This window comes from Azospirillum aestuarii (assembly GCF_016632405.1).
GTDB classification, from domain to species: domain Bacteria; phylum Pseudomonadota; class Alphaproteobacteria; order Azospirillales; family Azospirillaceae; genus Azospirillum; species Azospirillum aestuarii.
Genome location: NZ_JAEPIV010000062.1, coordinates 1 through 10668 on the forward strand (window position 1 = coordinate 1; position 10668 = coordinate 10668).

At 63.1% G+C, this 10668-nt stretch carries 10 protein-coding genes; 7 read left to right on the forward strand and 3 right to left on the reverse strand.

Annotated features, from left to right (window positions below):
• Window positions 1–73 precede the first annotated feature (73 nt).
• The gene (locus JJL56_RS32060; RefSeq protein WP_200487827.1) at window positions 74–547 is read left to right on the forward strand and encodes a hypothetical protein; all 474 of its coding nucleotides are present in this window, start codon (window positions 74–76) and stop codon (window positions 545–547) included.
• Window positions 548–908: 361 nt separating this feature from the next.
• Here JJL56_RS32060 and uxuA read toward each other — a convergent pair whose 3' ends face one another.
• The 3 genes from uxuA to JJL56_RS32075 form a co-directional block, all read right to left on the reverse strand.
• Window positions 909–2105 (reverse strand): mannonate dehydratase, encoded by a 1197-nt coding sequence (gene uxuA / locus JJL56_RS32065; RefSeq protein ID WP_145629727.1) that lies wholly within the window; start codon window positions 2103–2105, stop codon window positions 909–911.
• A gap of 71 nt (window positions 2106–2176) precedes the next feature.
• Entirely contained in the window at window positions 2177–3661 is a 1485-nt protein-coding gene (locus tag JJL56_RS32070) for a mannitol dehydrogenase family protein (RefSeq protein ID WP_200487828.1), read from the reverse strand.
• Between the two features lie 21 nt (window positions 3662–3682).
• Window positions 3683–4378: a GntR family transcriptional regulator gene (locus JJL56_RS32075; protein WP_247891369.1), complete on the reverse strand. Its 696-nt coding sequence runs from the start codon at window positions 4376–4378 to the stop codon at window positions 3683–3685.
• 530 nt (window positions 4379–4908) lie between these two features.
• Here JJL56_RS32075 and JJL56_RS32080 point away from each other — a divergent pair.
• The 6 genes from JJL56_RS32080 (at window position 4909) to JJL56_RS32105 (ending at window position 10399) form a co-directional block, all read left to right on the forward strand.
• Window positions 4909–5994: a retron St85 family effector protein gene (locus tag JJL56_RS32080; RefSeq protein ID WP_200487830.1), complete on the forward strand. Its 1086-nt coding sequence runs from the start codon at window positions 4909–4911 to the stop codon at window positions 5992–5994.
• Between the two features lies 1 nt (window position 5995).
• Complete coding sequence (locus tag JJL56_RS32085) at window positions 5996–6943, forward strand: retron St85 family RNA-directed DNA polymerase (RefSeq protein ID WP_282188972.1); 948 nt, start codon at window positions 5996–5998, stop codon at window positions 6941–6943.
• 395 nt (window positions 6944–7338) lie between these two features.
• On the forward strand, window positions 7339–8151 hold the full coding sequence (locus JJL56_RS32090) for a GntR family transcriptional regulator (RefSeq protein WP_200487832.1): 813 nt from the start codon (window positions 7339–7341) through the stop codon (window positions 8149–8151).
• Window positions 8148–8906 (forward strand): 2-dehydro-3-deoxy-D-gluconate 5-dehydrogenase KduD, encoded by a 759-nt coding sequence (kduD, locus tag JJL56_RS32095; RefSeq protein ID WP_200487833.1) that lies wholly within the window; start codon window positions 8148–8150, stop codon window positions 8904–8906. Before JJL56_RS32090 ends, kduD begins: the two co-directional genes overlap by 4 nt.
• 48 nt (window positions 8907–8954) lie before the next feature.
• Window positions 8955–9290 carry a cupin domain-containing protein gene (locus JJL56_RS32100; RefSeq protein ID WP_200487834.1) on the forward strand — a complete coding sequence of 112 codons (336 nt, stop codon included), beginning with the start codon at window positions 8955–8957 and terminating at the stop codon, window positions 9288–9290.
• 119 nt (window positions 9291–9409) lie between these two features.
• A complete protein-coding gene (locus tag JJL56_RS32105) occupies window positions 9410–10399 on the forward strand; it encodes a TRAP transporter substrate-binding protein (protein ID WP_145629720.1) in 990 nt (329 codons plus the stop codon).
• Window positions 10400–10668 lie beyond the last annotated feature (269 nt).

A 10668-nucleotide genomic window follows, 5' to 3' on the forward strand; every position in this document is an offset into this window, starting at 1 on the left:
GTGCGGCGCGTCGGGGCGCTGTATCTAGAAGGTTCGACTTGGTCTGTCAAGCCTTTGTTTTCACGCTGGCCTGATGTTACTTCGTCTCGTCTTCGGCATCTCTGCCTTTTCCCTGCCGCCGTCGCGCTTCTCAGCGGCCCCGGCGTCGTGGGAGCCGGGTTATAGGCGGCTCGGCCAAACCCGGCAAGAGCTTTTTTCACCGCAGCGCGTTTTTCTGAAAACAGCCTGCGGATCAGGCGCGGAGGGGAACAGTCCGCCGGCGTTCGGACGGCTGGGGGGCGAGGCCATCACCCAGGAAGCGTTCGAGCTCGATCTCCTGAGCGCTCTTCGGCACCTGATCGATCGGACGAACATGGCAGCGCCCGTTCGCAGCGACCACACGAAGAAGCATGGCGGCGGCGTATCGCGGATTCTGACGGTTGCTCATCCCAATCACTTCCCTTGTCGTCGAGGCGCGGGCACCCGAAGGACCGACACCACAATCCTGATTTTAATTGATTGTGATGTTTTTGCCATGGCTTTTCATGCTTCCGCCGAAAGAAAGTGATGAGCGCACTAAGCAGCGGAAATTATTGAAAAAACCTTCTCAGGGCTGAGTGCGAAGGGTGTGAGAAAAAGAAGACAGCGCGCTCCCAGGGCGTTTCATTAAGCATTTTATTCGAATGCAAACGGCCTTTTGCGCTCCCCTGCCCTTCAGGATGCCGGCATCAGGTCCGGCATGATGCCCCCTGGACACGCGACAAGAGCGCGCAGGCTGGTCAAGAGATCGGCCACACGGCCACGGAAGAGGGCGACCCGCTGCGACTCGTCCGTCCCGACGACGGAGGGAAGCACTGTGCCATAGCGCTCCCCTCCTCCACCAAACGGTCAGGCCTCCGGTGCCGGACCCAATCAAACGTCCCGACCGATCAGACCGGGAGCTGACGCATCGAGGCCACGGCGGTCATCACGCCACGGATTTCCGCCAGACCACGCAGGCGCCCGATCGCCGGATAGCCGGGGTGGGTCTTCTTGCCCACGTCGTCCAGCAGCTCGTGCCCGTGGTCGGGACGGAAGGGGATGCGCCAGTTCGGATTGCCGGTGTCCTTGCGGCGCTTCTGCTCCTCCAGCAGCGTGGTGACGACCGACACCATGTCGACGTCGCCGCCCAGATGCTCGGCTTCCTGGAAGGAGCCGTCGGGGTCCTTCTTCACGTTGCGCAGATGGGCGAAGGTGACCTTCGGGGCGAAGCGCTTGATCATCGCCGGCACGTCGTTCTTCGCCCCGGCGCCGAGCGAGCCGGTGCAGAAGGTGATGCCGTTGGCCTCCGAATCGATGACGTTGACGATGAAGTCCAGGTCGTCCTCGTTGCTGACGATGCGCGGCAGGCCCATCAGCGGACGCGGCGGGTCGTCGGGGTGGATGCACATGCGGATGCCCACCTCTTCCGCGGTCGGGATCACCTCGCGCAGGAAGCGGGCCAGCGTCTCGCGCAGCGCGCCGTGGCTCATGTCCTTGTAGCGGGCGAGCATCTTGCGCAGGCCCGGAATATCGTAGCGGTCGAAGGCGCCCGGCAGGCCGGCCATGATGTTGGCGAGAAGCTTCTTCTTATCGTCCTCCGACGCCTTGTCGAACCAGGCGCGGGCGCGGGCCAGCACCTCGGGCGAATGATCGTCCTCGGCGCCCGGACGCTCCAGCATGAAGACGTCGAAGGCGGCGTGCTCATGGGCGTTGAAGCGCAGCGAGGTGCCGCCGCCCGGCACCGGCGCGGCGAGGTCGGTGCGGGTCCAGTCGAGGATCGGCATGAAGTTGTAGCAGACCGTCGTCACCCCGCAGGCCGCGAGGTTGCGCAGCGACTGGCGGTAGTTGTCGAACAGCGGGGTCAGGTCGCCCTCGCCGATCTTGATGGACTCATGGATCGGCAGGCTTTCCACCACGCTCCAGCGCAGGCCCAGCGAGGGGTCGGCGGCGATCATCGCCTTGCGCTCCTCGATCTCCTCGACCGACCAGACCACACCGTAGGGGATCTGGTGCAGGGCGGTGACGATGCCGGTGGCGCCGGTCTGACGGATGTGGTTGAGCCGGATCACATCGTCCGGTCCGAACCAACGCCAAGTCTGTTCCATGGTCTGCTCCTTGAAAAAGAGTGCTGTGCCGAATCCGGCGTGTCTCGATGGGATTTGCAGGTTGGGGCGCCTCAGCCCGCCGCCTCCGCCGCGACCGATTGCACGACGGCGCGGGCGCCCTCGGCGTAGAGCCGGCGCAGCGCGTCGGTCACCGGCCCGGTGAAACGCGGGTCGCGCGGCAGGTCGTCACCGAAGACGGCGCTCAGCCCGAACAGGGCGGTCGCCAGACGGTCGGCGTCCGGCCCCGCCTCCGCCGCCAGCTCGGCGAGCTTGGCGGCCATGGGGTCGCGCACGTCGATGGGGCGGCCCGCCTCGTCGGTGCCGGAGACGTAGCGCATCCAGCCCGCCACCCCCAGCGCCAGCCGGTCGATCGGCGCCCCGGCGGCCAGCCGGTCGCGGATCGTGCCGAGCAGCCGCTGCGGCAGCTTCTGCGTGCCGTCCATGGCGATCTGCCAGGTGCGGTGGCGCAGGGCGGGATTGCGGAAGCGCTCGATCAGCGCGTCCTTGTAATGGCCGAGGTCGGCGCCCGGCGGCATGTGCAGCGTCGGCCCGGCCTCCTCGTCCATCAGGCCGCGGATCAGCCGGACGAAGGCCGGATCGGCCATGGTGTCCGACACCGTCTCGTAGCCGGCGAGATAGCCGAGATAGGCGAGCGTGGAGTGGCTGCCGTTCAGCAGGCGCAGCTTCATCGTCTCATAGGGATGGACGTCGGGGACCAGCTCCGCGCCCTCCAGCTCCCAGGCCGGGCGCCCGGTGGGGAAGCGGTCCTCGATCACCCACTGGCTGAACGGCTCGGTCACCACCGGCCAGGAGTCGCGCAGGCCCAGCCCATCCGACACACGGTCGCGGTCGGCGTCGGTGGTGGCCGGCACGATGCGATCGACCATGCTGTTCGGGCAGGCGACGTTCCCGGCGAACCACGTCCCCAGCGCAGGGTCGCGCAGTTCGGCGTAGCGGCGCAGCAGGCCCGCGGCGGTGTCGCCGTTGCTCGGCAGGTTGTCGCAGCTCAGCACCGTGAAGGGCTCCACCCCGGCGGCGCGGCGGCGGATCAGAGCCTCCACCAGGAAGCCGGGCACGCTGCGCGGGCGTTCCGGGTTGGCGAGGTCGTGGACGATGTCCGGATGGGCCTCGTTCAGCGCGCCGGTCGCCGGGTCGTGGCAATAGCCCTTCTCGGTCACGGTCAGGGTGACGATGCGGACGGAGGGGCGGGTCAGGAGGTCCAGCACCGCGGCGGGGTCCTCCGGAGCGACCAGCAGTTCGGTGACCGAGCCGATCACCCGCAGCCGCTCGCCGGCGGCGTCGCGCACCGCGACGGTATAAAGGCCGCCCTGCGGCTCCAGCGCGTCGCGCGTGTCGGGGCTGCGCAGGCTGACCCCGGCGATGCCCCAGGGACCGAAGGACCGGGCCAGGGCGTCGTCGGTGTAGACCGCCTGATGGGCGCGGTGGAAGGCGCCGATGCCCAGATGGACGATTCCGGTGGTCAGCGCGGCACGGTCATAGCCGGGGCGCTGCACGCCATGGCGCAGCGAGGGCAGCGTGTCGGGGCTCAGGCGCATGGAACACTCCGCATAAGGGCTTTACGTCTCGAAAAAGTGGCTGTTGGTTCGGGCGATCTCGTCCACCGCCGCGAAGACGGTGCGCAGATGGGCGCGCATGGCCTCCTCCGCCCCGTCGGGGTCGCGGGCGGCGACGCGGTCCACGATGCTCTGGTGCTCGCCGACGATCTTGGCCGCCCAGCCTTCGCTGTGCAGCGACAGGAAACGCACGCGGTCGAGCTGCGCCTTGACGGCGACCAGCAAATCCCACACCGCCGGACGCCCGGCGATGCGGGCCAGCTCGGCGTGGGTGGCCTCGTCCAGGGCGAAGAACTCGGAATGGCGGTCGGGGGACATAACCGTACGGTGCGAGTCGAGAAGCCGGGTGAGCGAGGCGACGTCCGCCGCCTCCGCCCGTTCGGCGGCCAGACGCACGGTCCGGCACTCCAGGGTCTCGCGGATGAACTGGCTGTCGGACACCGCGCCGAGTTGGATCGGCGCCACGAAGGTGCCGACCTGCGGCACGATGCGCAGGAACCCCTCGTCGGCCAGCCGGCGGAAGGCCTCGCGCACCGGGGTGCGGCTGACGCCGTAGCGGGCGGCCACGCGGGTTTCCGAAATCCCCTCGCCGGGGCGGATCTCCCCCGACAGCACGGCGGCGCGCAGGGCGTCGTAGACCCCGTGCAGGCGGGGGCCGCGGATGTCGGTGGGGGCGGATGAGGTCGGCGAGTCGGTCATGGCGTCCATCGCGGCAACTTGCATACTAGTATGCCATTGCGGACGGAGGCTGGCAAGGGGATGGTGGCACGTCAATATAGTGGGAAAGCGAGAGCTGAAGGTCAGGCAACGCGGCGACAGAACCCATTGGCACCCATGGACATACGGCATTAAATATCTGCCCAGAAGTTTTGCACAAAACAGTGAATCCAAAGGAAATCCTATTCCTATGAAAGAAAATGGTAGACGCACAAAGATTAGCTCGCGATTCCGAACCGACTCGTAGCAGACGTGGACAAAAGTGAGGCTGGGAACTAGCCAGACATCACTGCTCGGAGGCCATTCACATCGAAAAAAACTCTATATCTTCTAAACCAAAGCCACAGCTTCTCAGCCGCGCGCCCTGTTTAGTCTGGGCCATGAACGACCAGACAGCTTAACCACCGAAAGTTGATTACAATCCGCTGAAATATCCTGAAAACTCTCCATTGACGACGATATATACTCTCATTAGGATAAGATATGCTTACGCGTAAAGTGCCGAAAGGCACTTGGCCAGGCGTTTCGCCCGGTCTAATTTTATTGTCCCCACTTGCGGCCTCGGAAGATGGCTTTGGGCCATCGTCGAGGACCGCTCCGCTCGATGGCCCAAAGCCATCTTCCGAGTCCTTAAAGGTAAGCAATTGTTGCCCTACGCTGAAGACATTGACGTCGAACGTATCCATGTGAAGGAGCCGTTCGACGTCATTCTTTTATGCGGAGGACAATACGGCGACATCGGCGACCCAACCCCAAAATCGCTTCGGGATGCATTCCTTAAGGCCTTTCCTCCTCCAAAGGCAATAAACAATTTAGAATTGATTCAGGCAGAAGAAATAACTAAGCAATTTGATTTTCGGAAAAATTATGATGACATACTTATGTTCGAAACAGATATTGCGCAGATTGTCAGGCTGATTATTTTATTCTGCGAAAGCGAAGGCAGCTTGGCAGAACTCGGTGCATTCGCCGTAATAGATGAAATCATGAATCGTTTATTCGTTGTTATTCGCGAAAACCACTGGAATGAGCCATCGTTCATTAAGCTGGGGCCATTGCAGCGCATCTCGCGCGAGGTCGGTCGTGAGGCCATCCACGTCGTGGCTGACGACGACGTCGGCCTTAATGGAAAATCAGCAACAAGTGTAGACAAGAAGAAGCTGGTGGAGATGCTTGATGGGCCACTGGAACAGCGACTCAGTGCAACACGCGACTCGACGACGTTTGACCAGGGGCGGGCTGGACATGTTATCAAACTGATTGTCGGCCTCGTACAAGAGTACGGCGCCCTCACAGCGCAAGAAATATCATGGATTCTAAAATTGTTTAATACAGAAAAGAGTGATAACCAGATAAGAGGATACCTACTCTGCGCAATATCAGTCGGTTGGTTAACTTGTATTTCCAAGGGTTCAAAAGATTATTATGTGCAGACCAGCCTTAGTGTCTCTAAGGGCATAGATGCTGCTGTACTGCCAATGAAGGAAGGCGCGAAAGAGATGAACAAGTCGCGACGCCGTCTTGCGATCCGTCAGCACTGGATGGAAAAGGACAAACTTAGGTTCGCTGCGATACAACAAGCCAGTAAAGGCATGTAAATTGTCTTCTATCATTCAAACCCTTGCGGCAGCGTGCGGATTGAGCGAAAGCGACGTACGATTGATTGTTTTGACTGCACCATCGCGCTACAAAACCTATACGATACCAAAACGAAATGGTGGAGAGAGAATCATTTCGCAACCAGCTCGCGAAGTGAAATTTCTCCAGCGTGTATTGGTCAATGATGTGCTGTCTCAGCTTCCCGTTCATAGTGCGGCAATGGCTTATCGTGAAGGAAGATCCATCAAAGATAACGCAGCTGCTCATGCTGGAGGTGGCGCCATTCTCAAATTCGACTTTTCAGATTTTTTTCCCTCTATTGTTGCGAGTGACTGGAGAGCTTACTGCGAACGGCATGGTGTGTTTGATAACGAAGAAGATATACGGCTAACCGCCAATCTCCTTTTCCACCGAACAAAGCGCAGTTCGAAACTGCGTCTCGCCATCGGCGCGCCCTCTTCCCCCACTCTGTCCAACGTTCTAATGTTCGATTTCGACCAGTGTATCGCTGGACTGGTTGCAAAGGATAAGGTGCGCTATACTCGTTATGCCGACGACATGACATTCTCTTCTAAGCGTGCAGGCAATCTTTCGAACGTCGAGCGGGTATTGCGGAAGGTGCTAAAGGATTTAGTTTCGCCGCGTTTACGAATAAATGAGAAGAAGACTGTTCTTGCCACAAAAAAATACCGACGCGTTGTGACTGGGCTCGTTCTTTCCGATGATGGGAAGGTGTCGTTAGGACGAGATCGCAAGAGGATAATACGCGCTATGTTGCACCATTATACATTGGGTAGGCTTAACGGAGAGGAAACCGCACGCCTCTCCGGACTGCTCGCCTTCGTCAACGCAGTTGAGCCGATGTTCCTCAAGCGGCTCATTGATAATTATGGCGTTGAAATAGTTGATCGCCTGAAAGCTAGCCTGCATCCAAATAGTATATTCTGAAATTCATATCGTATCTTAGTGACCAAATGAGCATGATCTGACCACTAGTTCAATGATATCCCCTGCGCTTCTGGAGTCATTAAGCTTCAGAACTTCTGGTTTTCCCTTCGGCAGAACGGGGTTTGAGGGCAGCACTGAACGTCCATTCATGACGCATAACGGACAGACAGCACCCCCATTCTTTCGCGCGCACCATCACCGGATTATTCGCTGCGCTCAACAATCGCCCGTTGTCCTACAACACCAGAACTCACCCCCTCCCCCCCAGAAAAATGTTCGTCCCGTCCTCAAAATCAGGCTTGCGCACCACGCTGATATATTAATATGCTCTCCCTCAAGGAACTGCACGGACCGGCCTCGCATGGGGCACGGGCCGGCACTTGGGGAGGACTGCAATGGCTTCGACTTCCAGGCGCGCCCTGGACGCTCAACCGCCCGGAACCGCTCCGGGGACCGTGCCCGGCAAGGTGCTTGGAACCGCCAAGGAACCGCGCCTGTCCGCCCGCGCCACGGCCACCGCGGAGATCTACCGGTCGTTGCGCGGGGACATCGTGGCCATGCGGCGCAAGCCGGGGGAGCCCATTGTGGAGAAGCACGTCGCGGAGTCCTTCGGCGTCAGCCGCACCCCGGTGCGTGAGGCCCTGCTGCGGCTGGCCGACGACGGGCTGGTCGAGATCTTCCCGCAGTCCGGCACCTTCGTCGCCCGCATCCCGGTCAACGCTCTTCCCGAAGCGGTGGTGATCCGCACCTCGCTGGAATGCACCGCGGTCCGCTACGCCGCCGTCCGTGCCGCGCGCAGTCAGGTCGCAGCGCTGCGGGCCAACATCCTGCTCCAGCAGGAGACGATGGCGGCGGGCGATCTCGACGGCTTCCACGAGGCCGACGAGGCGTTCCACAGCCTGATTTCCGAGATCGCCGGCTTCCCCGGCCTGTGGAACATGGCCCAGCAGGTGAAGGTGCAAGTGGACCGCTACCGCCGCCTGACCCTGCCGGAGCCCGGCCGCATCCCGCATGTGCTGGCCGAGCACGGCGGCATCGTCGACGCCATCGCGGCGCGCGACCCTGCCGAGGCGGAGCGGCTGATGACGATCCATCTCGGCGCCCTGCTGGAGTCCGTTCCGAACACCCAGGGGGCCAACCCCTTCTTCTTCTCCGGCGCGCAGCCGGACAGCCCGTCGAAGACGAAGAAAGAAAGCACCCCGTCATGACCAACCCCTTCGACCTCACCGGCAAGACCGCCCTGGTCACCGGGGGCAACGGCGGCATCGGGCAGGCCATCGCGGTCGCCCTGGCGCGGGCCGGCGCCGACATCGCCGTGGCCGGGCGCACCCCGCCGGACGAGACGCGCGCCCTGGTCGAAGGGCTGGGCCGCCGCTTCGCCGCGATCCCCGCCGACCTGTCCGGCATCGCCCCGATCCCCGCCCTGATGGAGGAGACGGTCGGCACGCTCGGCGGGCTGGACATCCTGGTCAACAACGCCGGGCTGATCCGCCGCGACGACCCGCTGGACTTCACCGAGGCCGACTGGGACGCGGTGATGGACGTGAACCTGAAGTCGGTCTTCTTCCTCTGCCAGGCCTTCGGGCGCTACGCGCTGGGCAACGGGCGGAAGGGCAAGATCATCAACATCGCCTCCATGCTGTCCTTCCAGGGCGGCGTCCGCGTACCATCCTACGCGGCGTCGAAGAGCGGCATCGCCGGGATCACCCGGCTGCTCGCCAACGAATGGGCGGGCAAGGGCATCAACGTGAACGCCATCGCGCCGGGCTACGTCGCGACCAGCGTCACCACCGCGCTGCGCGCCGACGAGCGCCGCAACGCCGAAATTCTGGCCCGCATCCCCGCCGGACGCTGGAGCGAGCCCGCCGATATGGGCGGACCCGCGGTGTTCCTGGCCTCCGATGCGTCCGATTACGTCCACGGCACGATCCTGCCGGTGGACGGCGGCTGGCTCGCCCGCTGAGCAGATCAGCGATCACGGGCCGCCTGCGAAAGTAAGGGGAAGATGAGAATGAGCACGAACGTTTTCGTGATCGACGAGGCGGTGGACTGGCAGGATCTGGGCGCCGGGGTGCGCCGCAAGATCCTCGGCCACAACGACGCCATGATGATGGTGCGCGTGGAGTTCGAGACCGGCGCCATCGGGCCGCAGCACCGCCACCCGCACGTCCAGTGCGCCGTGGTCGAGAAGGGCGCCTTCGACGTCACCATCGAGGGTGTCACCCGGCGGCTGGGCACCGGCGACGGCTACATGGTGCCGTCCAACGCCCTGCACGGCGTCGTGGCGCTGGAGCCGGGCGTCCTGCTCGACATCTTCACGCCCCCGCGCGAGGACTTCCTCGCCTGAATGACATCACCCGTTGCCCGGCGCGCGGGAACACGCGCCGGGCGGCTCCCGGACCCAACCGTCCAAACCAAAGAACCAGCCTAAAAACCGCTGCTTAAGAATCGCCAGGAGGACACGCTATGCATCTTTCGACCCGCGGTATCCGCGCCGCCCTTCTCGCCGCCTGCGCGGCCTGCACCCTGCTCGCCACCCCGGTCGTGGCCCGCGACTTCCGCTCCGCGGACATCCACCCGGCCGACTACCCGACCGTCGAGGCCGTGAAGTACGTCGACAAGCTCCTGAAGGAGCGGACCGGCGGCAAGCTCGGCGTGAAGGTCTACCCGAACGGCGCGCTCGGCACCGAGAAGGACACCATCGAGCAGCTGAAGATCGGCGGGCTCGACATGATGCGCATCAACGTCGCGCCGCTGAACAACGTCGTCCCGGAGACGATGGTCACGGCCCTGCCCTTCATCTTCCGCTCCACCGAGCACATGCGCGCCGTTCTGGACGGCCCGATCGGCGACGAGATCCTCGCCGCCATGGAAAGCCAGGGCATGGTCGGCCTGGCCTTCTACGACAGCGGCTCGCGCAGCATGTATTCGGCCGCCAAGCCCTACAAGACGCTGGCCGACATGAAGGGCGCCAAGATCCGCGTCCAGCAGTCCGACCTGTTCGTCGCCATGATCCAGGCGCTGGGCGCCAACGCCACGCCGATGCCCTTCGGCGAGGTCTACACCGCGCTGAAGACCGGCATCGTCGACGCGGCGGAGAACAACTACCCGTCCTACGAGTCCTCGCGCCACTTCGAGGCGGCCAAGTACTTCACCCTGACCGAGCACGCGATGGCGCCGGAAGTGCTGGTCTTCTCCAAGGTCTCGTGGGACCGCCTGTCCAAGGACGACCAGGCCGCCATCCGCAAGGCCGCCAAGGACTCCGTCCCCTACATGCGCAAGCTGTGGGACGAGCGTGAGCTGAAGTCCAAGGACGTCGTCGTGAAGGCCGGCGCCCAGATCGTCGAGGTCACGAACAAGCAGGAGTTCATCGACGCGATGGCTCCCGTCTACAAGCAGTTCGCGAGCACGCCGAAGCTGGACGGCCTCGTCAAGCGCATCCAGGACACGAAGTAAGCACAGTCGAACGCGGCGCTTCCCTTCGGCAGACCGAAGGGTGGCGCCGCGTCCTTTGAGGGGAGCCGGCGGCATGGATGTCGAGCTGCAAGCAATGGATCACAGCCCCCCGCAGAGCGCGGGCCTGCTGACGCGGGTGAACGCGCGTCTGGCGTGGTCGGGGATGTGCGTGGCGATGGTCGGCCTGATGGCCATCGTCTGTGTGGTGTTCTATCAGGTCTTCGGCCGCTACGTGCTGAACGATTCGCCGACCTGGGCGGAGAGCCTGG

Excerpts from the sequence above, each read along its gene's own strand:
- JJL56_RS32060 (WP_200487827.1), top strand. The coding sequence starts at position 74 with ATGTTACTTCGTCTCGTCTTCGGCATCTCTGCCTTTTCCCTGCCGCCG.
- uxuA (WP_145629727.1), bottom strand. The coding sequence starts at position 2,105 with ATGGAACAGACTTGGCGTTGGTTCGGACCGGACGATGTGATCCGGCTC.
- JJL56_RS32070 (WP_200487828.1), bottom strand. The coding sequence starts at position 3,661 with ATGCGCCTGAGCCCCGACACGCTGCCCTCGCTGCGCCATGGCGTGCAG.
- JJL56_RS32075 (WP_247891369.1), bottom strand. The coding sequence starts at position 4,378 with ATGACCGACTCGCCGACCTCATCCGCCCCCACCGACATCCGCGGCCCC.
- JJL56_RS32090 (WP_200487832.1), top strand. The coding sequence starts at position 7,339 with ATGGCTTCGACTTCCAGGCGCGCCCTGGACGCTCAACCGCCCGGAACC.
- kduD (WP_200487833.1), top strand. The coding sequence starts at position 8,148 with ATGACCAACCCCTTCGACCTCACCGGCAAGACCGCCCTGGTCACCGGG.
- JJL56_RS32100 (WP_200487834.1), top strand. The coding sequence starts at position 8,955 with ATGAGCACGAACGTTTTCGTGATCGACGAGGCGGTGGACTGGCAGGAT.
- JJL56_RS32105 (WP_145629720.1), top strand. The coding sequence starts at position 9,410 with ATGCATCTTTCGACCCGCGGTATCCGCGCCGCCCTTCTCGCCGCCTGC.